The organism is Geothrix mesophila (genome assembly GCF_022808835.1).
Taxonomy (GTDB): Bacteria; Acidobacteriota; Holophagae; order Holophagales; family Holophagaceae; genus Geothrix; species Geothrix paludis.
Window position 1 is genome coordinate 158,410 of the sequence record NZ_JAKZLD010000001.1, and the last position, 25,952, is coordinate 184,361.

General features: G+C 68.0%; 22 protein-coding genes and 1 riboswitch. Of the genes, 14 read left to right on the forward strand and 8 right to left on the reverse strand.

All coding sequences use genetic code 11. The features are described from left to right. Positions 1-147: 147 nt before the first annotated feature. From coaD to MLG87_RS00745, 3 genes are all read right to left on the reverse strand, one after another. Positions 148-633, reverse strand: a complete 486-nt coding sequence (coaD, locus tag MLG87_RS00735; RefSeq protein WP_243293318.1) for a pantetheine-phosphate adenylyltransferase — start codon at positions 631-633, stop codon at positions 148-150. A gap of 73 nt (positions 634-706) precedes the next feature. Further along, positions 707-1,216 (reverse strand): DUF1858 domain-containing protein, encoded by a 510-nt coding sequence (locus MLG87_RS00740; RefSeq protein ID WP_243293319.1) that lies wholly within the window; start codon positions 1,214-1,216, stop codon positions 707-709. 279 nt (positions 1,217-1,495) lie between these two features. Then, positions 1,496-2,734: a DUF438 domain-containing protein gene (locus tag MLG87_RS00745; RefSeq protein WP_243293320.1), complete on the reverse strand. Its 1,239-nt coding sequence runs from the start codon at positions 2,732-2,734 to the stop codon at positions 1,496-1,498. Positions 2,735-2,876: 142 nt separating this feature from the next. Here MLG87_RS00745 and MLG87_RS00750 point away from each other — a divergent pair, with 142 nt between their 5' ends. The 5 genes from MLG87_RS00750 (at position 2,877) to MLG87_RS00770 (ending at position 6,940) form a co-directional block, all read left to right on the forward strand. After that, positions 2,877-3,974, forward strand: a complete 1,098-nt coding sequence (locus MLG87_RS00750; protein WP_243293321.1) for a D-alanine--D-alanine ligase family protein — start codon at positions 2,877-2,879, stop codon at positions 3,972-3,974. A gap of 80 nt (positions 3,975-4,054) precedes the next feature. Next, complete coding sequence (locus MLG87_RS00755) at positions 4,055-5,218, forward strand: S41 family peptidase (protein ID WP_243293322.1); 1,164 nt, start codon at positions 4,055-4,057, stop codon at positions 5,216-5,218. 1 nt (position 5,219) lies between these two features. Further along, positions 5,220-6,134 (forward strand): divergent polysaccharide deacetylase family protein, encoded by a 915-nt coding sequence (locus tag MLG87_RS00760; protein WP_243293323.1) that lies wholly within the window; start codon positions 5,220-5,222, stop codon positions 6,132-6,134. Positions 6,135-6,137: 3 nt separating this feature from the next. Continuing rightward, a riboswitch (Fluoride riboswitch) is annotated at positions 6,138-6,200 on the forward strand. Positions 6,201-6,214: 14 nt separating this feature from the next. Beyond that, positions 6,215-6,601, forward strand: a complete 387-nt coding sequence (crcB, locus tag MLG87_RS00765; RefSeq protein WP_243293324.1) for a fluoride efflux transporter CrcB — start codon at positions 6,215-6,217, stop codon at positions 6,599-6,601. 9 nt (positions 6,602-6,610) lie between these two features. Then, positions 6,611-6,940: a DUF190 domain-containing protein gene (locus MLG87_RS00770; protein WP_243293325.1), complete on the forward strand. Its 330-nt coding sequence runs from the start codon at positions 6,611-6,613 to the stop codon at positions 6,938-6,940. Positions 6,941-6,962: 22 nt separating this feature from the next. Here the strand turns inward: MLG87_RS00770 and MLG87_RS00775 are convergent, their stop codons facing one another. Both MLG87_RS00775 and MLG87_RS00780 read right to left on the reverse strand, forming a co-directional pair. Continuing rightward, entirely contained in the window at positions 6,963-7,586 is a 624-nt protein-coding gene (locus MLG87_RS00775; protein ID WP_243293326.1) for a cation efflux transmembrane domain-containing protein, read from the reverse strand. Further along, positions 7,583-8,023: an ATP-binding protein gene (locus tag MLG87_RS00780; protein ID WP_243288121.1), complete on the reverse strand. Its 441-nt coding sequence runs from the start codon at positions 8,021-8,023 to the stop codon at positions 7,583-7,585. Before MLG87_RS00780 ends, MLG87_RS00775 begins: the two co-directional genes overlap by 4 nt. Positions 8,024-8,235: 212 nt before the next feature. On the opposite strand from MLG87_RS00780, the gene MLG87_RS00785 reads away from it, so the two are divergent. Both MLG87_RS00785 and MLG87_RS00790 read left to right on the forward strand, forming a co-directional pair. After that, positions 8,236-10,467, forward strand: coding sequence for a nitric-oxide reductase large subunit (locus MLG87_RS00785; RefSeq protein WP_243293327.1), 2,232 nt, complete (start codon positions 8,236-8,238; stop codon positions 10,465-10,467). 191 nt (positions 10,468-10,658) lie between these two features. Next, positions 10,659-11,852, forward strand: coding sequence for a S53 family peptidase (locus MLG87_RS00790; protein WP_243293328.1), 1,194 nt, complete (start codon positions 10,659-10,661; stop codon positions 11,850-11,852). 51 nt (positions 11,853-11,903) lie between these two features. Here the strand turns inward: MLG87_RS00790 and ppc are convergent, their stop codons facing one another. Further along, complete coding sequence (gene ppc, locus MLG87_RS00795) at positions 11,904-14,663, reverse strand: phosphoenolpyruvate carboxylase (protein ID WP_243293329.1); 2,760 nt, start codon at positions 14,661-14,663, stop codon at positions 11,904-11,906. Between the two features lie 138 nt (positions 14,664-14,801). Between ppc and ispH the strand changes: the two genes are divergently transcribed. From ispH to MLG87_RS00810, 3 genes are all read left to right on the forward strand, one after another. Continuing rightward, positions 14,802-16,523 carry a 4-hydroxy-3-methylbut-2-enyl diphosphate reductase gene (gene ispH / locus MLG87_RS00800; protein ID WP_243293330.1) on the forward strand — a complete coding sequence of 574 codons (1,722 nt, stop codon included), beginning with the start codon at positions 14,802-14,804 and terminating at the stop codon, positions 16,521-16,523. Positions 16,524-16,603: 80 nt separating this feature from the next. Further along, entirely contained in the window at positions 16,604-16,885 is a 282-nt protein-coding gene (locus MLG87_RS00805; protein WP_243293331.1) for a hypothetical protein, read from the forward strand. 144 nt (positions 16,886-17,029) lie between these two features. Next, entirely contained in the window at positions 17,030-17,854 is an 825-nt protein-coding gene (locus tag MLG87_RS00810) for an SDR family oxidoreductase (RefSeq protein ID WP_243293332.1), read from the forward strand. Between the two features lie 37 nt (positions 17,855-17,891). Here MLG87_RS00810 and MLG87_RS00815 read toward each other — a convergent pair whose 3' ends face one another. After that, positions 17,892-18,842, reverse strand: a complete 951-nt coding sequence (locus MLG87_RS00815) for an alpha/beta hydrolase (protein WP_243293333.1) — start codon at positions 18,840-18,842, stop codon at positions 17,892-17,894. A 7-nt stretch (positions 18,843-18,849) separates the two neighbouring features. Beyond that, positions 18,850-19,503 carry a TetR/AcrR family transcriptional regulator gene (locus MLG87_RS00820; RefSeq protein ID WP_243293334.1) on the reverse strand — a complete coding sequence of 218 codons (654 nt, stop codon included), beginning with the start codon at positions 19,501-19,503 and terminating at the stop codon, positions 18,850-18,852. A 262-nt stretch (positions 19,504-19,765) separates the two neighbouring features. On the opposite strand from MLG87_RS00820, the gene polA reads away from it, so the two are divergent. The 4 genes from polA to MLG87_RS00840 all read left to right on the forward strand — a co-directional run bounded on the left by polA (position 19,766) and on the right by MLG87_RS00840 (position 25,950). Further along, a complete protein-coding gene (gene polA / locus MLG87_RS00825) occupies positions 19,766-22,564 on the forward strand; it encodes a DNA polymerase I (protein WP_243293335.1) in 2,799 nt (932 codons plus the stop codon). A 154-nt stretch (positions 22,565-22,718) separates the two neighbouring features. Continuing rightward, complete coding sequence (locus MLG87_RS00830) at positions 22,719-23,837, forward strand: isocitrate/isopropylmalate dehydrogenase family protein (protein WP_243293336.1); 1,119 nt, start codon at positions 22,719-22,721, stop codon at positions 23,835-23,837. Between the two features lie 8 nt (positions 23,838-23,845). Further along, positions 23,846-24,754 carry a hydroxymethylglutaryl-CoA lyase gene (locus MLG87_RS00835; protein WP_243293337.1) on the forward strand — a complete coding sequence of 303 codons (909 nt, stop codon included), beginning with the start codon at positions 23,846-23,848 and terminating at the stop codon, positions 24,752-24,754. Next, positions 24,751-25,950, forward strand: coding sequence for a CaiB/BaiF CoA transferase family protein (locus tag MLG87_RS00840; RefSeq protein ID WP_243293338.1), 1,200 nt, complete (start codon positions 24,751-24,753; stop codon positions 25,948-25,950). Before MLG87_RS00835 ends, MLG87_RS00840 begins: the two co-directional genes overlap by 4 nt. Positions 25,951-25,952: the final 2 nt, after the last annotated feature.

The window sequence follows — 25,952 nt, forward strand, 5'->3', positions numbered from 1 at the left end:
CGGCGTCACCGCCCTTGAACGATGTCCCGCATCGCCCTGCGGGCGCTTCCTTCTCGGTATCGCCTGTAGCGATACACGAGACGAACTGATATCTGCGGTGCATCCCGCCCGGCTTCATCGCGGCATCGCGGGGTTTTGTTGCGACCTCTAAGACCGGTTCATCAGCCGGTCCACGATGCGGCTGCGAAGCGTCTCCGGCACCAGGTCCGCCAGGTTGCCGCCCATGCTGCCGATCTCGCGGACGAAGCGGCTGCTCACGGCGCTGTACTTCTCCTTGGGCATGAGGAAGACCGTCTCCAGCTCCGGGGCCAGCTTGCGGTTCATGAGGGCCATCTGGAACTCGTACTCGAAGTCGCTGAAGGCCCGCACGCCCCGGATGATGAACTGGGCGTTCTGGGCCTTGGCGAAATCCACCAGCAGACCGTCGAAGGTGGTCACTTCCACCTGGGGCAGGGCGGCGGTCAGTTCCTTCAGCATGGCCACCCGCTCGTCCACGCTGAAGGCTGGGGACTTCGCCGGGTTGTGGAGGACGGCCACCACGAGGCGGTCCACGAGCTTCGCCGCCCGCTGGATGAGGTCCCAGTGACCCAGGGTCACGGGATCGAAGGAGCCTGGATAGATGGCCGACCGCACGGGCGCTCCGAAGGAAGGGTGAATCAGCCTAGCGCAACCGGGCCGCAAGCCGGGTCAAAGGTGCTCCCGGTGCTCATGGCTTCAGGATCCAGGTCCGGAACCGGCCTGTCCCCTCGGCCTCGCACCAGCAGGGGGTGCCTTCCTGGCGGAACTGGTCCAGCAGGGGCTCGGGGCGGAAGGGGCTCAGGAGCTGCATCGCCTCGCCGGGGGCCAGGGTCAGGAGGGCGCGGCGGACGCGGGCCAGGGGGTGCTCGCCGGCCGCCATGAGGGCATCCGCGTCCAGGGTGGAGCGCACGGCGCTGGGGCGCGCCCAGTCGGGGCGGGGATCCTCCACCGGGGCCGTCCCTTCGGCCATGGGGCCGGCGGCCTCGCCGGCCAGCTCCCGGAGGAAGCGCACCAGCTCTGCCGTGGGGAGGCCCGCCATGCGGGCCGCGTGATCCACGGTGGCCAGCTTCGCCACCGTGCGGCGGAGGACAGGGTTGCGGAGCCTAGCGAAGGCAGGGACGCGGGCGATGAGGGCCTCCTGCTGGTCCGGATGGGCTGCCAGGAAGTCGCCGATCTTGGTTTCGGGCGTGATGGCCATGGGATGCCTAAGAGGGCGTCTGCAAATTCGCGCGGGCTGCGCTGGGAGCGTCGGGCAAGCATGGCGAGGAGGAGGCCCGCAGGCATGGTGGTTCCATGTCGAGGGCCGAGGACGACGCCAGGCGCAGCCCGCCGCCCCAACCCGGAGGGACGGTGGCCAGCCGTGCGCCCGGCGGCGTCACCGTGCTTGAACGATGTCCCGCATCGCCCATCGCGCGCTTCCTTGCCGGATCACGCGGCTGGCCACCGTCGCGGCTCGCGGGAATTTGCAGACGCCCTCTCATGCTTCGTCGTACTGGAGCAGGCGGCGGTCGCCTTCGAGGGCGCGCAGCCGCGTGAGGTCCTGGGTGACCTCCAGGGTGCCCAGGTAGGCCCCGGCCTCGTCGCGCACGGCGAAGTAGCGGATGTGGACGAACTTCCCGTGCATCTGGATCCAGAACTCCGCCACGGACTGGCGGCCGGTCTTGAAGTCGTTGAGGATGCGCTCCACCACGTCCACGCTCTTGGGCGGGTGGCAGTGCTTCACCTCGCGGCCCAGGATGGTGCGGCTGCGGGCGAAGACCCGGTCTGGCCCCTCGCTGAAGAAGGCCACACGGTCGTCCGCGTCCACGAATGTGATGTCCACGGGCAGGCTGGAGAAGATGCCGATGAGCTGCTGGACGCTGAGGGCGCCGCTGGGGAAGGCCATGGCGGAAGCGTCTGGAAGGCGGATGGGATCATCAGGCAGGGTGGCCACCGGCGGCGCGTAGCCCGTGGCTGGCTCTACCAGGCACCAACCGTAGCGCGGGCTGTCCCGCCAGGCCTCGCCCCATTCCTCCTCGGTGAACAGGCCCAGGCACATGGGCAGGAGGATGGTCTCCTCCTTGTAGATCATGGATTCCAGCGCCGCCAGAGCCGGACGCAACACCGTGGGGACGAGGATCTTCAGTTCGGCGCCGCTGAGGCTCTCCTCCCGCAGCACCTCGATGGCGCCCTTGAGCAGCTCGCGCACCTCGTCGTCCTTGGCCCACATGACCTTGGAAGGGCCGGTATTGCCGTGGCGCTCCAGGATGGAGAACACGAGGTGCTCCTTGCGCTGGTAGTGCTTGTCCACATCCATGAGGGCGTTGAAGGCGCCCAGCACGGCCAGGCGCTCATCCGTGGGATAGGCCTGATCCGCCACGGATTCCAGGGCGGCGACGTGCTGTCGGGCGGTGCCGATGGCGGCTTCCAGGGCCCGGTTCTCCCGGCGGAAGGTGTCCACGGGGTGGCCCGCGGGCAGCTCCCGGGCCTTGGCCGGGGTGACGGTGTCCTGGAGCACCTCCGCGTGGAGGTCGCACATGGACTTCACCTCTTCGGGGCTCATGCCGTCCGCCATGAGCGACTGCTCCATGGCGGCGATTTCGCTGGCGTCCACCTCGCCCACGAGCTGGGCCAGGCGCCCCTTCACCTGTTCGGGAGCCTCGCCCCGGTGCAGGTGCAGGATGACCTCCTTGAGGGTGGCGATCCGGTGTTCCCGGTTGTTGAGGAGTTCGCTCATGGTGGCTTTCCGTGGGGGCCGTCCCCGGGGTTCACTAATATCAGATAAAAATGATCAAGAATTCTTAAATGTGACCATCGTCGCACCGGACCTGGGTTCCATCGCCGGAGAGCCCGCCAGGGGCGAGTGCTAGAGTAGGTGCATGAGCGAGAAACTGAGCGTCGGCCTCCTTTTCGGCGGGGAATCCCCCGAGCACGAAGTCTCCATCGTCACGGCCCGGGCCATCGCGGAGCACCTGGATCCCGCGCGGTTCGAGGTGCGGCCCATGGGCATCGCCCGGAATGGCGTGTGGGTGGTGACCGGCGATCCCTTCGCGCGGCTGGCGGCCGGGGAGCTGCCGGAGCGCAGCAGCCACCCCTTCCTGCCCCTGGAGAAGGGCGCCGAGGCCACGCCCCTGCCGGACCTCTTCTTCAACGCCCTGCATGGCGCCGGTGGTGAGGACGGCCAGATCCAGGGCTACCTGGAGCTGCTGCACCGGCCCTACACGGGGGCCGGCCTGCTGGCCATGGCCGCGGGCATGGACAAGTGGATCACCAAGCGCCTCTGGGAGTCCGAGGGCCTTCCCGTGGTGCCCTACGTGGGCCTGACAGAAGAGCGGTGGCGGCGGGAACAACCGACCTGCCTGGCGGACTGCGCCAAGCTGGGGCTGCCCCTCTTCGTGAAGCCCGCGAACCTGGGCAGCAGCATCGGCGTGGAGAAGGTGAAGCGCGCCGAGGACCTGCCCGCGGCCCTGGACCGGGCCTTCACCTTCGACCGGCGCGTGCTGGTGGAGCAGGGCCTGGATGTCCGCGAGATCGAGGTGGCGGTGCTGGGCGGCGACGAGCCCCTGGTGTCCCAGCCCGGCGAAGTTATCGTGGCCGACGAGTTCTACACCTTCGAGGACAAGTATCTCCATGGCAAGAGCCGCACGGAGATCCCCGCGAACATCCCCGAGGAGCTGGCGGACCTGGTGCGGAAGCTGGCCGCCAAGGCCTTCGCGGCCTCGGATGGGTACGGGATGGCCCGGGTGGACTTCTTCCTGGAGCGGCTCACGGGCCGGGTGTTCCTCAACGAGCTGAACTTCATCCCCGGATTCACCAGCATCTCGATGTATCCCAAGATGATGGCCTCCAGCGGCGTGCCCTACGCCGAGCTGCTCACGCGCCTCATCAACCTGGCCCTGGCCCGCCACGCCCAGACCGCCACCAAGCAGAAGGGCTTCCGGTCCGGCAGCGACTGGTTCCGGGGCAGCCAGGGCTAGAGGCAGATGCCCTGGAGATCGGCTTTCCGCTGACAGCGGATAGCTGACAGCTGACAGCCCTTTCCACGTAGACTGTCCCCATGCACGCCCGTACCTGGCTCTCGGTGTTCTCCTTCCCGCTCGTCGCGGTATTCACCCTGCCGGTGATCCAGCGGGGCGAGCAGCCTGCCTCGCAGCCCAAGCCAGGAGTCAAGGCTCCGCCCCAGGACCCTCTGGCGGGCCTGTCCGACATCCAGGACGTCCTGTCCCTGGTGCAGCAGAACTACGTCGATCCGCCCGACATGGAGAAGGTCGTCTCCGGTGGGATCCAGGCCGTGCTCGAACGCTCGCATCCCATGAACGCCTACCTGTCCGCCGACGACCTGCGGTTGCCGGATCCCGGCCCGGCCGAGGCGGGTCTGGTGGTGGTGAAGCGGGGCATCTACGCCACGGTGCTGGCGGTGACGCCCGGCGGCCCGGCCGCCAAGGCCGGCATCCAGCCCGGTGACGTGATTCGCAAGGTGGATGGGGATTCGGTGGGCCGGCTCAGCGCCTGGACTTTGGAGCGTCGCCTTCGGGGCGCCGAAGGCACTGCCGTGGACCTCTACCGCTACAACGCCACCGGTGACCTGACCAAGACCACCCTGCAGATGCAGCGGCTGCCCAAGGCGCCGGTGACCCTAAAGCAGGGGGCGGGTGCCCTGATGGTGTCCCTGCCGGACCTGAATGCCGGTCGGGCCGAGGAGCTCAAGAAGCTGCTGGCACCGGTGGACCGGAAGCAGACGCTGGTGCTGGACCTGCGCCAGTGCGTGAAGGGTACGCCCGACGAGGCCGCCGCCGTGGCGGGTCTCCTGGGCGCCAAGGGGTCCCTCGGCACCGTCCAGGAAGCGGGCAAGCCCGACCAAGAGGTGCCGCTGGCCGGAACGGGCGCTCCCTTCGCCCGCCTGTCGCTGCTGGTGGGACGCTCCACCCTGGGCCTTCCGGAAGTGCTGGCCTCCTGCCTGAAGAAGGGCGGCGCCCGGACTTTCGGAGAGAAGACCCCGGGCCTGGGCGTGGAACGCAGCCGCTTCCTCCTGAAGCAGGGCGGGGCGGTGGAGCTGGTGTCCCGCCGCTGGGTGGGCCTGGGTGGCGAGAAGCTTGATCGCCAGGGCGTGGCCCCGGACCAGGTGCTGAAGCTCACGGATTCCGATGACGCCCTGGCCAAGGTGATGGCCGCCCTCGAGACTCCGGCGCCCGCCAACCCCACGCCGACGAAGGCCGCCTAGCTTGGCCCGAGGCAAGGGGAAGCGCACGTCCACCCTGGCCCTGCTGGGCTGGGGCACCTTCACCCTGCTCCTGGGTCTGGGCGCGGGCCTGATGCTCGGCCAGCAGGCCTGCGGAAGGCGCCAGGCGCCCGCGAAGCGGGAGGCCCCTGCGCCCGAATCCAGGAAACCCGAACGAAAACAGGCTGAGCCGAAGGCGAAGCCGCCTTCCGAGACCGCCAAGCCTCAGAGTCCCGAACCGGAGCGCCCGCTGCCACGCCTTGCCCTGGTGATCGACGACCTGGGCTACATGCAGCCGGAGCTGGTGACGCGGCTCTGCAGCCTGCCCGTGCCCTTCAGCGTGGCGGTGCTGCCCTACCAGGAGTTCACGCGGGACAGCGCGGACATCGCCCACCGCCTGGGCAAGGAGGTCATGCTCCACCTGCCCATGGAACCCATCGGCTACCCGGGACCGGGTCGCGATCCTGGGCCCAATGCCATCCTCTTCAACCTCCCGGAGACGGAGGTCCGCCGCCGCGTGCGCATGGCGCTGGACGGCATCCCCCACCGCGCGGGCGTGAACAACCACATGGGCAGCCGCATCACGCCGGACCGCACCCGCATGACCTGGGTGCTCCAGGAGCTCAAGGCCCGCAAGCTCTTCTTCGTGGACAGCCGCACGGAGAAAGACAGCGTGGCCTATGACGTCGCGGAGGAGCTTGGCATCCCGGCGGTCCAGCGCAAGGTGTTCCTGGACGACGACAAGGCCTTCCCCGAGATGGAGAAGCAGTGGGACCGGGCCCTCAAGCTCGCGGAGAAGGATGGCTCCGTGCTCATCATCGGGCACATCTACCCCGAGACCGTGGAGGCCCTGGAGAAGCTGGTGCCCCGCACCAAGGGGCAGGTGCGCTTCGTGAAGGCGGGGGACCTGGCGAAGTGATACGCTGACGCTGGCGATGGCGTCCGCCCCATAACCGCCCAAACGGCTGATGACGCCTGTGGATCCTGGAGGACACAGGCATGGCCATCTATTCCTTTCTGGCGGTGGGCGTCGGGGCTGCCCTGGGCGCGTGGCTGCGCTGGGGCCTGGGCGCGCTCTTGAATCCGTTCGTGCCTTCGCTGCCCCTCGGAACGCTGGCGGCCAACCTGCTGGGGGGCTACCTTGTGGGCGTGGCCGTCGCCGTGTTCACCCAGCATCCGGGCCTGGCTCCCGAGGCGAGGCTCCTCGTCATCACGGGCTTCCTGGGGGGGCTCACCACCTTCTCGACGTTCTCGGCCGAGGCGGTGCATCTCCTGAGCCGCGGTGAATACGGATGGGCGGCCGGCCACATGGCCGTCCACTTGGCAGGATCCCTTTCCATGACCCTGCTGGGCCTGCTGACGGTGAAGGCGTTCGTGAAAGCCTGAGGAGGCGTCATGAAGGGCACCTACCTGACCTTCTTCGTCCAGGAGGACCGGACCCACCACGGGATCCTGGTCTACGAGTGGCTGCTGAAGGAGGCGCGGCGGCTGGGCCTCAAGGGCGGGACGGCCTTCAAGGCCATCGCCGGCTTCGGCCGCCACGGGCTCATCCATGCGGACCACTTCATCGAGCTGGCGGGCGATCTGCCCGTGGAGGTGACCTTCATGGCCACCGAGGAGGAGGCGAACCGCCTCATCGCCTTCATCCAGGCCGAAGGCCAGTCCATGTTCTACATCTCCGTGCCCGCCGAGTGCGGCTTCATCAACGAGCAGGTGCGCTCCTAGGGGTGGATCCTGTCCGGCGTGCTCAGTGCCCGCAGCCGCATCCGCCGGTGAAGCAGGAGCTCTTCGCCGCGCGCGTCATGCCGAGGCCCTCTTTTCCGATGAGGAACGCCAGCCCCAGGGCCGCGGCGGCGTCCACCCACCAGAGGGCGGGGACGAGCAGGAAGAGCAGGCTGCCGGCGAAGAGCACCACGGAAAGCTGGATGCAGGCCCGGCTGCAGGCCGCGTCCGCCGCCACCGTGGCGCTGTCCAGGGCCTGGGCCGCCCGGAGCTTGGCGCGCCAGAGGAACACCATGAAGGCCAGCGAGAGCGCCGAGATCACGAGCCCGGGCACCGTGGTGGGCGGATGGGCGCGGGCCGTGAGCTGGAGAACGGCGCCTCCCGCGATGCCCGCGGCGAGGAAAAGGAACAGCCGGCCGATGCCGAGCGTGGCCTTGCGCTCGCGCTCGAGATTGCCGTGGTCCAGGAGCTTCCACAGCACCAGCAGCGCCGAGGCCACCTCGATGAAGCTGTCGGCGCCGAAGCCGAAGAGGGCGACCGAATCGTCCGCCCAGCCGAAGGCCATGGAGACCAGGCCTTCCAGCAGGTTGTAGGCGATCGTGAAGCCTGCCAGCCAGAGTGCCCGGCGGTGCCAGTCCGGCCCGCTCATGCGTGGGCTTCCCGCACCTTCCTGGCCTTCACGAGCACCAGGGTGGAGCCCTGGGGATGGCATTCCATGTGGACCTCGTCCATGACCTGGCGCATGAAATACACGCCCCGGCCACCCGGCTTCAGGAGGTTCTCGGGCAGGTTCGGATCGGGCAGGGCCTCCAGGTCCACGCCGGGCCCCCGGTCCTCGATGCGGATCTCGAAGCGGTCGGTCTTGGGGGTGAAGGTGACCTTCACGGGTTTGTCCCGGTCCAGCTTGTTGCCGTGGCGCATGGCGTTGGCGATGCCTTCCTGGATCGCCAGCCACAGGCGCTCACCATCCTCCTGGGTGAAGCTCAGGTGCTTCAGGAACTCCGCGCCCACCACCTGGATGAGGTCGATGAAGCGCAGGTCCGTGTTGCAGGTGAGGACGACGGGCAGAAGGGCGGGGTGGGCCATGGGACGGGAATTCCCTTTCAGAGATCAGGCATGCCAAGGTCAAGGTACTTGGAATCCGCCTTCCGAAGCCAGAGGTTTTGCCATGTCCCGACAGGCATCCGGGGAGGGTGGGGCGCGTGTCGGAGATCACAATTAAGAATTAATGGTCCTAAATATGGAGAATTGTGGAACACTGCTGTCCGGCGCCCAGAGCGGGCAAGACGGAGGTTCCCATGAAGGCAAGGTGGTGGCTGGTGTTGCTGGTGCTCCTGGCGGGCTTCGGCGTGCTGGGGTTGGGGGGGAAGCAGATCGCCCAGAACGCCCCGCCCATTCCGCAGCACGTGGTGGCCGAGGATGGCACCGAGCTGGTGGGCCCCGGCCAGATCCTGGAAGGCCAGGTGAGCTACCTGGGTCACGGCGGCCAGCACATCGGTTCCATCTGGGGCCATGGGGCTTACCTGGCGCCGGATTGGACGGCCAAGGCGCTCCACCAGTGGGCCGCCCACACCCTGGACGGCGTGAAGGCCCAGGGGGCATCCCTCGCGGACGCGAAGGCCACCACTGTGTCCATATTTCAGAGCAATCAGTATGAAAATTCCACGGGAACCCTGAAGCTGAATGCCGCCCAGGCTGCGGCCTACCTGAAGGCCCGGGAGGAACTGGCCAAGGTCGCCGTGGAAGGCGACAAGGGGGCGGCCATTCCCGCCCGCTGGATCCCCACGATGCAGGAAGGCGAGCGCGTGGCCGACTTCTGGCTGTGGACGGCCTGGACGGCTGCGGCCCGCCGTCCCAGTGCGGACCACAGCTACACCCAGAACTGGCCTCAGGAGCCTCTGGTGGGCAACACCATCACGCCCATCAGCCACCTCTGGAGCATCCTGTCCATCATCCTGCTGATCCTCGGTGTGGGCCTCATGGTCTGGCACCACGCCAGCCAGCCCGCCGAGGAGTTCCCGGACCCCAAGCCCATCCTGCCCGCCCCGGCGACCCCCAGCCAGCGCTGGTCCGCCATCTATTTCGCGGTGGCCATGGCCCTGTTCCTGGTGCAGATCGGGATGGGCGTCATGACCGCCCATGACGCGGTGGAGGGCAACGGCCTCTACGGTCTGGATCTCTCGCACATCCTGCCCTACGCCGCGTCCCGCACCTGGCACCTGCAGCTGGCCGTCTTCTGGATCGCCACCTGCTGGCTGGCCACGGGCCTCTACCTGGGCCCCAAGCTCAGCGCCAAGGAGCCCAAGGGCCAGTGGCTGGGCGTGGCCGGCCTGCTGGCGGCGCTCGTGGTGGTGGTGGTCGGTGCCCTCGCCGGCGCGCACCAGGCCATCGTGGGCAAGCTCTCCGGCTCCTTCATGCTGGGCCACCAGGGCTATGAGTACGTGGAGCTGGGCCGCCTCTGGCAGATCCTGCTGACGGTCGGCATGGTCATCTGGCTGGTGCTGGTGCTGCGCTCGCTGATCCCCGCCCTCAAGGGCGAGAAGGGCCGCCTGGGCCTGCTCAAGCTCTTCGTGCTGTCCGCCATCGCCATCCCGCTCTTCTACTCCGCGGGCTTCATGTACACCCGCGAGACCCACATCGCCCTGGCCGAGTACTGGCGCTGGTGGGTGGTCCACCTCTGGGTCGAGGGCTTCTTCGAGGTCTTCGCCACCGTCGCCATCGCGCTGCTCTCCACCCGTATGGGCCTGCTGCGCGAGGGCACCGCCCTCCGCGCCGTGAGCCTCTCCATGGGCCTCTTCCTGGGCAGCGGCGTCATCGGCACCTTCCACCACCTCTACTACACCGGCTCCCCGGCCTCCATCTCGGCCCTGGGCTCCGTGTTCAGCGCCCTGGAGATCGTGCCCCTCACCATCGTGGGCTTCGAGATCGCCATGAGCCTCAAGGCCGGCCGGGCCCTCGGCAGCGGCTACGAGTGGCCGTTCAAGTACTTCGCGGCGGTCTGTTTCTGGAACCTGCTGGGCGCCGGCGTCTTCGGCATGCTCATCAACCCGCCCTCCGTGCTCTACTTCGGCCAGGGCCTCAACACCACGCCCATCCACAGCCACGCTGCGCTCTTCGGGGTCTACGGCTTCCTGGCGATCTCCCTCATGCTCTTCGCTCTGCGCGGCATGACGCCGGACAAGGCCTGGGACGAGAAGTGGCTGAAGTGGGGCTTCTGGGGCCTGAACCTGGGCCTGGTCCTGATGCTGGCGATGTCGCTGGTTCCCAGCGGCCTCTACCAGATCACCCAGAGCCTGAACCATGGCACCTGGTACGCCCGCAGCGCCGAAGTGGTGCAGAGCCCGCTCATGCGCACCTTCACCTGGCTGCGCATGCCTGGTGACACCCTCTTCGGCCTTGGCGCCCTGGCGGTGATCGTCTTCACCTTCAAGGCCGTCATCGGCGCCTGGAACTGGCGGACTGCGGAAGAGACCAAGCCCGCCCGTGAGGCCGTGGACGGCGCCCCCGCCTTCGCCCTGAACGAGGACTGAGGCTTTCCGCCCACAGACAAGGTCCCCGCCGAGAGGTGGGGGCCTTGTTGTCTATCCCATCACGATGCATTGACGCCCAAGGTTGGCGAATGTAGATTTCCGTGCCGTTTCAAAATAATGAGACACGGTATCAATAACCATTCGGTCCTGAATCGCGTCCGGATGCCCCGGACGGCATCACGGAGGGCGGCATGAGGTGGACGAAAGCACGTTCGGTAATCCTCGGATTCGGGCTGGGTGTGGCCAGCCTTGCCGGGCAGGAGGCTCTCCCAGTCATCCACGGGGACATCCTGATTCCCGATACCAGCCTCGAGGCCCGGGAGGATGTCGGCCTCCGATCCCACACGAACCACCTGGTGCTGCTCCGTCCTGCCGGAGGGCTGGGCCCTGGGGGCGGCATGTCCCCGACTCAGCTCCGCGACTTCTACAACCTCCCCGCCACCGGGGGCCACGACGTCATCACCATCATCGACGCCTATCACTACCCGACTGCCCTGAGCGACTTCAACACCTTCTCCGCCCAGTTCGGGCTGCCCCAGGAGGCATCCACCGACCCCACCGCCTCCACCAACACCGTTTTCCAGGTCGTCTACCAGGGAGGCAAGAAGCCCCGGACCAACTCCGGCTGGGCCCTGGAGGCCGCCCTCGACATCGAGTGGGCCCACGCCATGGCGCCCAACGCCAAGATCGTCCTCGTGGAGGCCCAGTCCAACAGCAACGCGAACCTCTACGCGGCGGTGGATCTGGCGGTGTCTCTCGCGGGCGTCAAGCAGGTGTCCATGAGCTGGGGCGGCAGTGAATCCTCGGGCGAGACTGCCAACGACACGCACTTCAATGTGAACGGGCCCGTGTTCTTCGCCGCCAGCGGAGACACCGGCGGCAAGACCATCTACCCCTCCACCTCGCCGTACGTCGTCGCCGTGGGGGGGACCAGCGTCGCCACGGATGCCAACGGCGCCTTCACCGGCGAGACCGGCTGGAGCTCCGGAGGGGGTGGCAACAGCCCGTACGAAGCGAAGCCCAGCTGGCAGGCGTCCGTATCCATGACAGGTTCCGGCCGCGGCGTGCCCGACATCTCCTCGGATGCGGATCCGAACACTGGGGTGGCCGTCTACGACACCACGTCCTACCACGGACGGTCCGGATGGTGGGTGGTGGGCGGCACGAGCGTCTCCTCGCCCTGCATGGCCGGCATGGTGAACCTGGGCGGCGGAGCCTTCACGAACACCACCCAGTTGCTCTCGGCGATCTACACCAACTACCTCAACCCGCCGACCACGCCGGTCTTCCGGGACATCACCTCCGGGAACAACGGCTTCCCGTGTCTGGTGGGGTGGGATTACGTCACGGGCGTGGGCTCGCCCCAGGGGACCGGAGGGTTCTGATCTCCAAGCCGGATCGGGTGAAGCCGGAGCCTTCTGCATTGAGGCCCGGCTTCACCCGCTGTTCCGCAGTCCTGCGGCGATGCCATTGATGGTGAGCAGGATGCTGCGCACGGTGAGGTCGTCGCCGTCGCGGGCCTGATCACCGGCGCGGTAGCGGCGTAGCAGTTCCACCTGGAGGTGGTTCAGGGGGTCGATGTAGGGGAAGCGGTGCTGGATGGAGCGCCTCAGGGTGGGATTGTCCTCCAGCAGCTGGTCCTGCCCCGTGATGGCCTTCAGGGCCCGGATGGAGGCATCGCATTCCTTCTGGAGGCGCTCGAAAATCTCGTTCCGAAGCCGCGCGTCCTCCAGCAGGGCCGCGTAGCGTGACGCGATCCCGAGGTCCACCTTGGCCAGCACCATGTCCATGCTGGAAAGCAGGCTGCGGAAGGTGGGCCAGCGGGCGTGCATCTCCCTCAGCAGGACCAGGCCACGCTCTTCGTGCTTCTGCTCGAACGCCGAGATCGCCGCGCCGAATCCGTACCACCCCGGCAGCATCACGCGGCATTGGCTCCAGCTGAAGACCCAGGGGATGGCCCGGAGGTCGGTGATGGCCCGGCTCGCCTTCCGGCTGGCGGGCCGCGATCCGATGTTGAGCCGGGCGATCTCGGCGATGGGGGTGGATTCCCAGAAGAACCGCTCGAAACCCTCGGTGCCGTAGACGAGCTCGCGGTAGGCCCGGCAGGCTTCGTTCGAGAGCTCATCCATGGCCCGGACGAAGCGCGGATCCAGCCCGGAGCCATCGGCGCCCGGAAGGCTCGCCTCCAGGGTGGCGGCCACCAGCACTTCGAGGTTCCGGCGCCCCACGGCCGGGTGGCCGTACTTGGCGGCGATCACCTCGCCCTGCTCGGTGAGGCGGATCTGGCCCTGCACGGCGCCGGGGGGCTGGGCCAGGATGGCCTCATAGCTGGGGCCGCCACCCCGGCCCACGGAACCGCCCCGACCGTGGAAGAGCCGGAGGCGGATGCCGTGCCGTTCGGCCACCTCCACCAGGCGCAGCTCGGCCTTGTAGAGCTCCCAGCGCGAGGTGAGGAAGCCTCCGTCCTTGTTGCTGTCCGAGTAGCCCAGCATCACCTCCTGCACGCCCCCGCGGCTGTCCAGCAGACGCCGGTAGAGGGGCAGGGCGAGCAGGCCATCCAGGATGCTGCCGCAGCGCTGGAGGTCTTCGATGGTCTCGAAGAGCGGGATGAGGTTGAGGTCCAGGCGGCCCTCCGCCGGGCGCAGGATCCCGCCCTCCCGCAGCATCACCGCCGCTTCCAGGAGGTCGGAGAGGCTTTCCGTGTGGCTGACGATGCAGCTGGGGAGCGCCTCAGGGCCCAGGCGGCGCTGGGCTCCGGCGGCGGCCAGGAACACGTCCAGCTCGCTCCGGGTCTCCGCGCTGTAGGCCAGGTAGGGCGAGGCAAGGGGGCGGGGGCTTTCCAGTTCGGAGGCCAGGAGGGCCACCCGCTCCGCTTCGCCAAGGCCCAGGTATCGGGCGCCAGGGCGCACCGCCTCCAGGAGCTCGGCCACCACCCGCTCGTGGACATCGGAGCTCTGCCGCAGGTCGAGCGGAGCGAGGTGGAAGCCGAAAACGGACACGGCCCGCCGCAATTCCCGCAGGCGCCCCCGGGCCAGCCGGCGCCCGCCGTGGGTCCGCAGGGAGCGGTCCAGGGCGGCCAGGTCAGCCTTGAGCTGGGCAGGGGAATCGTAGGGCTGGGAACCATGCGTGACGCCTGTCTCCGGGACCGCCTCCTTCCGGTGGGTGGCCGACAGCCGGTCGAAGATCAGGGACAGGGCGCGCCGGTAGGCCTCGTCCGCGTGCTGGAGGGCCTGGTCCGGAGACCGTTCCGCCAGCTCCAGGACCTCCTGGGAAGCGCTGGATACCTGCAGGCTCAGGGAAAGCTCCTCGGCGAGGGCCCGGGTCTCCCGCAGCAGGTGCTCGAGGATGACCCGGGACTGGGTGCGCAGGGTCTGCTGGAGCACCTCGGCCGTCACGAACGGGTTGCCATCCCGGTCGCCGCCGATCCAGCTGCCGATCTGGAGGAAGGGTGGGAGCTCCGTGTCGCCCCAGGCGGGATCCTCCCCCAGGCGGTCCTCCAGGTCCGCATAGAGGGCCGGGACCTCGCGCAGGAAGGTGCGGTCGAAGGTGGAAAGGGCACTGGAGACTTCATCGGCGACCGCGGGGCGCTGGGGGCGCAGCATGCGGGTCTGCCACAGCAGCAGGACCAGCCGCTGCAGGTGCTCGTCCCGCAGGGCCGCTTCCCTGGGCGTCCAGGCGTGGCGGTCCCGCTCGTCCAGCAGCCGGGCGATGCCCAGGTGGGCGTTGAGGATGCTCTTGCGGTGGACTTCGGTGGGATGGGCGGTGAGCACCGGCCGGACCAGCGCCCCGCTGAAGAAGGCGCGCAGATCCGCCGCATCCAGCCCCGCCTCGGCGGCCCGGTCGAGGGCATGCTCCAGGGAACTGGGCCTGGGCGCGGCGTCCTCCATGTGGTGGGCCCGGGAGCGCCGGATGTGATGCTGATCCTCCGCCAGGTTGGCCAGCTGCGAGAAGTAGCTGAAGGCCCGGACCACCAGGATGGCGTGGCTGGGGCTGAGGCGCTTCAGGATCGCCTTCAGCTCGTCGTCGGTGCCGGATTCCCCGGTCCGGCGGAAGCGCACCGAACTCTGCCGGATCCGCTCGATGAGCTGAAAGACCTCCTCGCCCTCCTGTTCCCGAACCGCGTCCCCCAGCAGGCGCCCCAGGGTGCGGATGTCCTCCTTCAGGGGCAGGTCCTTGTCGGAGGGCGTGACGTCCATACGGGAATCCCCTGGAAACGGAAGTCGGGCGGAGTGGAGCCAGAGTAGCCGATTGATCCCATCCCGCCCGCCTGACAGGCGCCCGACTCGCGGTATGATGAATATCTTGACCAACCCGGTCAGGTTTATGGGGCTCCCATGAAAGTCATCGTCGCCAAGACCGCAGGGTTCTGCTGGGGAGTGAAGCGCGCCATGGACGCGGTGCTGGAGGCCTCCGTGCGCAACGACGGCCGCAGCGTGCAGACCCTGGGCCCGCTCATCCACAATCCCCAGGCCCTGGAGCTCATCGGCCGGCGCGGCGTGGGAGTGGCCGAGGCGCCGGACAAGGTGCAGAACGGCACGGTGGTGATCCGGGCCCACGGCATTCCCATCCAGGACCTGCGGGGCCTGAAGGAGCGGCAGAAGAAAGGCGAGCTGAAGATCGTGAACGCCACCTGTCCCGAGGTGGCGAAGGTGCACAACAAGATCAAGAAGTGGAGCCCCAAGGGGTACTTCACCGTCATCCTGGGCAGTCACGGGCACGCCGAGAGCGTGGCCCACCGCAGCTTCGCGGAGAACGGATCGGTGATCGTCTCGAACATGGCCGAGGCCGAGGCGCTCACGGACGAGCAGCTGAAGAAGGTCCTGGTGGTGGCCCAGACCACCTTCACCGTGAAGGACTATCACGCCATCACGGACTACCTCCGCTCCCGGGCGGTGGATGCGGTCTTCGAGAACACCATCTGCGAAGACACCTGGATGCGCCAGGACGAGGCCCGGGAACTGGCCCGCACGGTGGATGCCGTCATCGTCGTGGGCGGCAAGACCTCCAGCAACACCAAGCATCTGGCCGAGCTGGCCCACCACTACGGCAAGCCCGTGCAGTACGTTGAGACAGCCGTGGAACTGGATCTGGGCGCCTTCACGGGCCGCGAGACCGTGGGCGTGCTGGCGGGCGCATCCACCCCCACCTGGCTGGTGGACGAGGTGGTGGATGTGCTGGAGCAGCTGGGGGACGGCCCGAGCCGCTGGCGCAGCTTCCTCCAGGCGACCTTCGGCAGCTCCTCGCTGATGGCGGTGGGCGCCGCGCTCATGACCCTCGGCGTCCACAAGTGGCTGGACCTTCGCATGGGCTGGCGCTACCCGCTCCTGACGGGGACCTATGTGCTGGCCATGTACCTGCTGACGCCCTTCCTGGATCCCCTGGGCCTGGGTGCCAAGGGGCCCGCGCGGGCCCGGTTCCTGGAGCGCAACCGCAGGGTTCTCGTGGCCCTGGGGGTGGTGGCGCTGATGCTCACCCTGGGGCTCGCGGCGAGCCTGGGGCTGAAGGCCCTGACCGTGGCGGCGGCCGCTTCGTTGGTGGGCGCGGGCTACAAGCGACGCTTCCACGTCGGCGGGTGGATCCTCAGCCTCAGGAAGGTTCCCGGCTCCAAGGATGTGGTGGTGGCCCTGGCCCTGGCCACGGTGGCCGTCATCATGCCGGTCTGGCAGGAGGGCCGGGCGTGGGACCTCCGCGCTTTCGCGGCCATGTTCCTGGTGGGGGTTATCACGTTCGTCCGGACGGTCATCTACGAAATCCGGGACATGCAGAACGATCAGATCGTGGGGAAGGAGACCCTGCCCATCTTCATGGGCAAATCCGTCACCAAAGTGGTGCTGGTGGGCCTCCTCGGAACGCTGCTGGCAGGCACCCTCTGGCTCACCTTCGAGAACCGCCAGCACGGGCATCCGCTGGCTGTGGCCCTGGTGCTAGTGGCCTGCGCGGCCTATCCGGTGCTCTACCTGTGGCTCTACCACGAGCGCTTCACGGCGGGGAAGCACCGCTTCGAGCTGAGCGTGGACCTGAGCTTCTGGCTGGTGGGACTGCTGGCGCTCGTATAGTTCTTGCCCTCGTGTAATTCTTGCCCTTTCGCAAGAGACTGTTAGCCTTGGGGCACCTTTTCAAGGAGAGCCTTATGCGCATGAAGTCGCTTGCCGTCCTTTCGGCCACGGCCATCCTGGGCGCCGCCCTCGGCTGGGCCGCCGCGGCCGCCAGCTACCAGAAGACCGGCACCGTGAAGGAAGTGGCCCCCGACAGCTTCACCCTCGACCTCGGCAAGGAGGCCTGGCGCTTCTACACCGACGGCGGCACCGCCGGCAAGGAAGCCCTCAAGGTCGGCGACAAGGTGACCGTCACCTACAAGCAGGTGGCCACGAAGATCGAGGCGAAAGCCGCCGCCAAGGCTCCGGCGAAGAAGAAGTAGGCCACGATGATGGGTGGTGCCTCGGCGGTCTCGCGTATGGCCGCAGGCCATACCGAAAAGAAGAAGTAGGCCCGCCGAAGGCGGTAACTGAAAAACGGGGCGCCGACGGCGCCCCGTTTTTCAGGCATGTGAAAAGATGTACTGATGCGGAATTGGGTTCTCATCACGGGATGTTCGACGGGCATCGGGCGGGCCCTGGTGCCGCTCTGCCGCGCGGCGGGCTGGGGCGTGGTGGCCACGGCGCGGCGGGTGGAGACGCTGGCGGATCTTCCTCCGGGCGATGACCTGCGCGTGCTTTCGCTCGATGTGACCGACGAGGCCAGCATCGCGACGGCCGCGACGGCTTGCACTGACCTGCACCTGAAAGCGCTGGTGAACAACGCCGGCTACGGCCAAGTGGGGCCTCTCGAGCTCCTCCGCGCGGAGGAACTCCGCGCGCAGTTCGAGACCAATGTCATCGGCCTGCACCAGGTGACCAACGCCTTCCTGCCTCTGATGCGCCGCGAATCCGGGGCGCGGATCGTCCAGGTGGCCTCCATGCTGGGGCGCCTGTCCATCCCGCTGGCGGGGCCCTACAACGCCTCCAAGCATGCGGTGGTGGCCCTGGCGGAGAGCTTGCGGCTGGAGATCGGCGGGGAGGTGGCCGTGGTGCTGGTGGAGCCGGGCGCCATTCAGACGGAGTTCCGCGAAACCCTGACCAAGGTCTGGGGCGATCTGCCCAAGCGGGCCCGGGGCACCCACTACGAAGCCATCCTCGCCCGCTACCTCGCGACGCGGAAACATCAGGGCGAGCGCTTCGCCATGGACGCGGATCGCTGCGCCCGGAAGATCCTGAAGGCCCTGGTGGCCGAGCGCCCCCCGCGGCGCGTGGTCATCGGCCGGGACGCCTTCTGGGCGGGCAAGCTGAAGGCCCTCTTGCCCGCGGCCTGGTGGGAGGCGATCCTGCGTCGGATCTACAAGGTGGGCTGACCTGCCCGTAATGTGTGGGTGTCGAGCTTCTCGACCCTCATGTACGCCCGTACCTGCGCAGGTCGCGGTGGAAGAGATGCCACTCCAGACTGCGGGGGCCCTCCCCATGAAAGGGCAGGGGAAAGGGCAGGGGATGGGGGGCTTCGGCCCGCTGAAGAAAGGCTACGGTCTGCTCGATGACCGCCGGGTCCCTCAGGATCCGCTGGTGGCCCAGGCCCTCGGTGGTGAGGAGGGTGGCGGAGGGCCAGGCCGAGGCGATGGCCTCCCCATCGGACCAGGGCACCTCGCGGTCGCCGCGGTCATGGATCACCAGCAGCGGCGTAGACAGGCGGGAGGCGAGACTCAGAAGGCGGATGCGCTCCGGGGGAAGCCCGGTGCGCCTGGCGTAGGCCTGGAAGGCCGCCGGGTGTTCGGCATCCGGAAAACCGAGGAGGGACAGGACCCGGTCGTAGTAGGGATCGGGTCTGGCTGGCGGCGCGAGGAAGACGGCCCGCGGCGCCTGGAGCCCGTGGTCCATGGCGATGGCGGCTCCCGCGGCGCCCAGCGAATGGGCTACCAGGCCATGGATGGGGCCGACCTGGGCCACCAGGTCGCGCGTGGCCTGGGCCCATTGCAGGGGCCCGCTCCTCCTTCCCTGGGAGCCGCCGTGGCCCGGCTGGTCGAAGGTGAGGATGGAGAATCCGGCTTTCGTCAGGGGCTCGATGAAGGCCTGGAACTGCGTGCCGCGGCCCTCCCAGCCATGAAGGCACAGGATGGCCGGTCCCTCGCCCCAGGCATGGCCCCGCAATCGAAGGCCCTTGGACATGAAGTGGAACACCCGTCCCCGCTGCCGGGCGCATCGTTCCGCCTCGGGTTCCCGGTGGCGGCGGGGGCTGGAGAACAGGTGCTCTGCGCCCCGGTGGGCGAGGTCGGTGGACAGGGCTCGAAGGGTCTGGAAACCCAGCCGCAGGGCCTTGATGCGGAGGTCGGAGTGGCTATGGCGGGTCATGGTGGTCTCACAGGGCGGGAAGCCGCGTGCTAGGCGGGGTGAAGACCCTGAGCCGCTCCTTGATGGCGCGGCGGGCCATGGTGAAGCTGCGGTGGTCGCGGTGGAGCTGGAAGGCTCCGTTGGCGCCCAGGGCCAGGGCCACGAACTCGAAGGCCAGCTGCTCAGGGTCGGCGGCGCGGGAAAGTTCTCCGGCATCCTTGGCGTCGCCCACCAGACGGGCGAGGCTGTCGCGCCAGAGGCCCATGGTGGCCGCCACCAGATCCTTGACGGGGCCTGGACGACTGTCGAATTCCGCCGACACGGAGGCGAAGAAACAGCCGCCGCGGAACATCTCGCGCTCGGCGTAGTCCAGCCAGGCGGCGAGGATGGCGCAGAGGCGCCTCAGCCCACGGGGGGTCTTGAGCGCCGGTGCGAAGACCTGGTCCTGGAAGACGCCTCGAGCCGCCTGCACTGTGGCCAGCTGGAGTTCCTCCTTGGAGCCGAAATGGGCGAAGAGCCCGCTCTTGCTCAGGCCCGTGGCCTTGGCGAGGGAACCGATGGTGAGCCCCTCCAGGCCATTCACGGAGGCCAGATCCATGGCCTCCTGAAGGATGGCCTGCCGGGTGAGGGCGCCCTTGCCGGCCGGAAGGGGAAGAAGGGGCTTCGAGGCCGTGCTGGGCATAAGCACTCCAGATCGATTCAATAAAAATAGAACGATCGTTCGTGCTGTCAAGTTGGTTGCGGAAAACCACCAGAAGGATCCGCCGGGGCTGGGCCTGGAGGGATCCATCGGGACCACCCATCGGACCTTCATGCGGCAGGATTCTGAGACACTGGGGGCATGACCGAAGACCGCCTGTATCTGATCGACACCTTCGCCTTCATCTTCTCGGTATCCGCTGCGCGGATACGCGAGACCTCGCCGTTCGGCATGGAGGTGGTTCATGGGTGAAGATCGCCTTTACCTGATCGACACCTTCGCCTTCATTTTCAGGGCGTACTTCGCCAATCCGCGGCTGAAGAACGGCGCCGCCTACACCTTCACGCGGCTGGTCCTCCAGCTGCTGGAGAAGCACAAGCCCTCGCATCTGGCCTGCGTGTTCGATACGCCGGGCCCCACCTTCCGGCACGAGATCTACCCCGAATACAAGGCCAACCGGGCGGAGATGCCCGAGGATCTGCGCCCTCAGATCCCCATGATCCGCCAGCTGGTGGAGGCTCTCTCCATCCCCATCGTGGAGCTGTCCGGCTACGAGGCCGACGACGTCATGGGCACCCTGGCCCGGGAAGCGGCCGCCCATGGCCTTCCGGCGGTCATCGTCAGCCCGGACAAAGACCTGCTCCAGCTGGTGGACGACGGCCTGAAGATCCAGGTGCTCAACACCAAGGACGGCGAGATCTGGCATGACCGCGAGGGCGTGAAAGCCCGCATGGGCGTGTGGCCCGAGCAGGTGGTGGACTTCCTCAGCCTCGTGGGGGACGCCTCGGACAACGTGAAGGGCGTGCCCGGCATCGGTGAGAAGGGTGCGGCCCTGCTGCTGGAGAAGCACGGCAGCCTGGACGGCGTCATCGCCGCCAAGACGGACCTCAAGCCCAAGCAGCGGGAGGGCCTCGAGACTGCTGCTGAGTGGCTGGACCTGACCAGGCGCCTGGTCACGGTGGTGACGGATCTGGACCTGCCCCTGCACCCCAAGGATCTCGCGTACCCGGGGGTGGACGAGGCGAAGGCTCGGGAGACCTTCAAGGCCCTCGGTTTCCAGACCCTCACCAAGGAGTTCACGCAGAGCGCCCAGGAGGCGGGCAGCGCCCGGACCTACCGGGCCGCGGCCACCGCGGCGGACCTGGAAGCCGCCGTGGCCGCCTGCCGCGCCGCAGGCCACTTCGGCCTCGACACGGAGACCACAAGCATCGATCCCACGCGTGGCCACATCGTCGGCCTCAGTCTGGCCTGGACCGCCAACGAGGGCCTCTACGTGCCCCTGGCCCACCTGAAGCCGGCCACGGCCGACACCGAGGGGGCGCTCCCGGGCCTGCTGCCGGACTCGGGCCTGCCCGACGCGCTGCTGGACCTGCGGGGAGATCCGGAGGCCTTCTTCGCCGAGCTGGCGCCCCACCTCGACCCCCGCAATGTGCCCTTCGCGGAGGCCCGGAACGTCCTCGGCCCGCTGTTCGCGGATCCCGCCGTGGGCAAGTGCGGTCAGAACCTCAAGTACGACCTCCAGGTGCTCTCGCGCCACGGTTTGCCCGTGGCGGGCCTGGCGGACGACAGCATGGTGCTGAGCTTCCTGCTGGACAGCGGCGTCCGCCACAACCTGGACGACCTCTCCGTGCGCCACCTGGACGTGAAGCCCATCGCCTTCGAGGAGGTGGTGGGGAAGGGCAAGGCCCAGAAGCGCTTCGACGAGGCGGTCTTCGAGCACGCCGTGCAGTACGCCGCCGAGGACGCCGACCTGGCCCTTCAGCTCTGTGGCAAGCTGCGGGAGCGCCTCACGGACAACCAGCTGAAGCGGCTCTACGAGGAGGTGGACCTGCCTCTGGTGGACGCCCTGGCGGCCCTCGAAGGCCACGGCGTCCGCCTGGATCTTGACGTCCTTTCCCGGCTCGGTGCGCGCATGCGCGCCGAGCGCGAGCGGGCGCAAGCCCGTGTCCTCGAGCTCGCCGGTGAGCCCTTCAACCTCAACAGCCCCACGCAGCTGGGCGGCATCCTCTTCGGCAAGCTGGGCTTCAAGCCCGTGAAGTACACCGGCAAGACCAAGGCGCCCAGCACGGACGAGGATGTACTCCAGGAGCTGGCGGAGAAGCAGGGTGCCGAGATCGCGAGCGAGCTGCTGCGCCACCGGCAGATGGTCAAGCTGCTGGGCACCTACGTCGAAGCCCTGCCCCAGATGGTGAACCCTGTCACCGGGCGGGTGCATACGCGCCTGCACCAGGCGGCGGTGGCCTCGGGGCGGCTGGCCTCCAGCGATCCCAACCTCCAGAATATCCCCATCCGGACGGAAGAAGGCCGCCTCATCCGCGGCGCCTTCGTGCCCGAGCCCGGCTGGGTGCTGCTGGACGCGGACTACAGCCAGATCGAGCTGCGTGTGGTGGCGGCCCTGGCCGAGGATCCGGTGCTGCTGGGTGCATTCGAAGCCGGCGAGGACATCCACCGGCGCACGGCCTCCGAGGTCTTCGGCGTGTCCATGGACCAGGTCACCGCCGACCAGCGCAGCGCCTCCAAGGCCGTCAACTTCGGCCTGCTCTACGGGCAAGGGGCCTTCGCCCTCGCCGCCAACATCGGGGTGAGCCAGAAGGAGGCCAAGGCCTTCATCGAGCGATACTTCGAGCGCATGCCCAAGGTGGCTGCCTGGATCGAGGGCGCCAAGGAGAAGGCCCTGGCCGAGGGCCTGGTGCGCACCCACTGGGGCCGCATCCGGCGCATCCCCGAGCTGGAGAGCCCCAACAAGCAGTTCCAGGCCCAGGGCCTGCGCGAGGCCGTGAACACCATCGTCCAGGGCACGGCGGCGGACCTCATGCGCCGTGCCATGGTGCGGCTGCATCACAGCCTCAAGGCCTCGGGCCTCCAGGCGCGTCTGCTGCTCCAGGTCCACGACGAACTCCTCCTGGAGGCGCCGCCGGAGGAGGTGGAGCGGGCCTCGGCCCTGCTGAAGGAGGCCATGGAGGGGGCGGACGACCTGGGCCCCCTGGGCGTGAAGCTGGCGGTGGAGGTGCGCACCGGCGACAGCTGGCTGGCGGCCAAATAGTTTTGACGATCTGTAGGTCCGGAGAGCCGAATCGCACGTTTTCGGCAGGATTTGTGATGCCGGCCCGGGCCTGAACTTAACGAGGAAGTCATGATTGGGCGTTTCCGGCGCCGGCGGCGCCGTGCCCGCAGACCCCTTGCGCAGGAGCCTGATCATGAGCCAGTTCAACATCGCGTGGTTGCCCGGAGATGGCGTGGGCGTGGAAGTCATGGAGGCGGCGAAGATCTGCCTCGATGCCCTGAAGTTCGACGCCGCCTACACCCACGGGGACATCGGCTGGGAGTTCTGGTGCAAGGAGGGCGAATCCTTCCCGCAGCGCACCATCGACCTGCTGAAGCGCAGTCACGCCGCCATGTTCGGCGCCATCACCTCCAAGCCCGTGAAGGACGCCGAGGCCGAGCTGGTGCCCGAGCTGAAGGGCAAGGGGCTGGTGTACCGCAGTCCCATCGTGCGCATGCGCCAGATGTTCGACCTCTACACCTGCTTGCGTCCCTGCAAGGCCTACCCGGGCAACCCCCTGAACTACCAGGACGGCATCGACATGGTGGTGTTCCGCGAGAACACCGAGGACCTCTACTCCGGCGTGGAGTTCAGCCCTGTGCCTGACGAGCTGAAGCAGACCCTCAAGGCGCTGAGCAAGCCCTTCGGCCACTTCGCGGACCTGCCGGGCGACGAATTCGCGATCACCTGCAAGGTGAATACCAAGAAGGGCTGCGACCGCATCATTCGCGCGGCCTTCGAGTACGCGAAGAAGTTCGGCTACCCCAAGGTCACTGTCATCCACAAGGCCAATGTGGTCCGGGCCACCGAGGGCATGTTCCTGGAGACGGGCAAGCGCATCGCGAAGGAATACCCGGGCATCGCCATGGACGACGCCAATGTGGACGCCATCACCATGTGGATGCTGAAGAACCCGAAGAACTACGGCGTGATGGTGGCCACCAACCTCTTCGGCGACATCATCAGCGACCTGGCGGCCCAGATGGTGGGCGGCCTGGGCTTCGGCTGCTCGGGCAACATCGGCGAGAAGCTGGCGGTCTTCGAGCCCAGCCACGGCAGCGCGCCGAAGTACGCCGGCCAGTACAAGGTGAACCCCATCGCCACCATCCTGGCCGCCAAGATGATGCTCGACTGGCTGGGCGAGACGGAGAAGGGCGCCCGCCTCGAGAAGGCCGTGGCCGCCGTCATCGCCGAGGGCCAGGTTCGCACCTACGACATGGGCGGCAAGGCCACCACGCTCGACATGGGCGAGGCCATCGCGCGGAAGCTCTGAGGCACGCCATGGACCGCATCCTCATCCATGAAGTCGGCCCCCGCGACGGCCTCCAGGTCGAAGCGGCGGTGGTGCCGACGGAGGTCAAGCTCGACTGGATCCGCCGCGTGGCGGATTCGGGCGTGGACATCGTCCAGGTGGGCTCCTTCGTGCGGGGCGACAAGGTGCCCCAGATGGCTGACACCGATGACCTGTTCCGCATCCTCGCGCAGGAATCCCATCGGGCCACGCTGTCCGGCCTGGTGCTCAACGAGAAGGGATTGGAGCGGGCACTCGACGTGGGCGTGCCGCTCATCTGCCTGGGCGTTTCCGCCTCGGAGACCCACAGCCGCAAGAACACCGGCATGGGCAGCGAGGAAGCCCAGGCGCGCATCATCGCCACGGCCCTGGAGGCGAAGCGCGCCGGCCGGAAGGTGCAGGTGAGCGTGCAGAGCGCCTTCGGCTGCGGCTTCGAGGGCCCGATTCCCGAGGCCCGCGTATTGGATCTGGTCTCCGCCTACCTGGAGGCCGGGCTGACCGCCATCAGCCTCGCGGACACGGCGGGGCACTCGCACCCGGATCAGGTGCGGCGCTACGTGCAGAAGGTACTGGAGCTCGACCCGGCCGCGGAGGTCACGGCCCACATCCACAACACCTACGGACTGGGCATGGCCAGCGTCTACGCGGCCATGGAAGCTGGAGCCAAGGCCATCGAGACCAGCTTCGGTGGCCTCGGCGGCTGCCCCTTCACCAAGGTGGCGGCCGGCAATGTGGCCACGGAGGATCTGGTCCATGGCCTCCAGCGGACTGGACAGCGGTTGGATATCAATCTGGCGACGCTCATCGGCGTCACCCGGGATGTGGCCACGCACTTCGGCCGCGAGCTCCCCGGCTGTGTCTACAAGACCGGTCCCATCGCAGCGAAGGTGACGGCATGAGCAGGAAGATCCTCGAAGGCATCAAGGTCCTGGACCTCACCAACGTGCTGTCCGGGCCCTTCACCACGCTCCACATGGCCCTGCTCGGCGCCGAGGTCATCAAGGTGGAGAACCCCAAGGATGGCGACCTCGCCCGCAAGCTGGGCATCGTCCCAGACCTGAACAAGAAGCTCATGGGCACGAGCTTCCTGGCCCAGAACTGCAACAAGAAGTCCATCTCCCTGAACACCAAGGCCCCCGAGGGCAAGGAGCTGTTCCGGAAGCTGGTGAAGGACGCGGACGTGGTGGTGGAGAACTTCCGGCCCGGCGTGATGGACCGGCTGGGCCTCGGCTACAAGGCGCTCGCCGAGATCAATCCGCGCCTGATCTACTGCGCCATCTCCGGCTTCGGCCAGACCGGACCCGATGCCTTCAAGCCCGCCTACGACCAGATCATCCAGGGCCTCTCGGGCGAGATGGCCGTCAATGGCGACGAGCGGCTGAGCCCGCTGCGCACCGGCTTTCCCGTCTGCGACACCGTGGGCGGCCTGAACGCCGCCTTCGCCGTCATGGCGGCCCTCTTCCACCGGGAGCGCACGGGGCAGGGGCAGGCCATCGACATCGCCCTGCTGGACAGCATCATGCCCCTCATGGGCTGGGTGGCGGCGAACCTCCTCATCGGCGGCGAGCAGCCGGTGCTCATGGGCAACGACAACTTCACCGCCGCGCCCAGCGGAACCTTCCGCACCCAGGACGGCCACATCAACATCGCCGCCAACAAGCAGGAGCAGTGGGAGGCGGTCTGTGACGTGCTGGAGGTCCCCGAGCTGAAGACGGATCCCCGGTTCCAGGAGCGGGACATCCGAAAGCGGAATCGGAGGGAGCTCACGCCCCTGCTGGAGGCCCCCCTGGCCACCCGGCCCACCGCCCACTGGGTGGAGGCCCTGAACGCCAAGGATGTGCCCAGCGGCGAGATCCTGGGGCTGGAAGCGGCGCTGCGGCAGCCGCAGGTGAAGCACCGGGATGTGCTGAAGAAGGTGCAGGTCCAGGGCGTGGGGGAGATCGAGGTCTTCGGCCTCACGGCGCTCTTCGAGAAGACGCCGGGTTCCGTGGATACGCCGCCCCCGGCGCTGGGCGAGCACAACGCCGAAGTCTACGGCGCGCTGGGGCTGGGCGAATCCGAGCTGGTCGAACTGAAAACCAAGGGTGTGATCTGAGG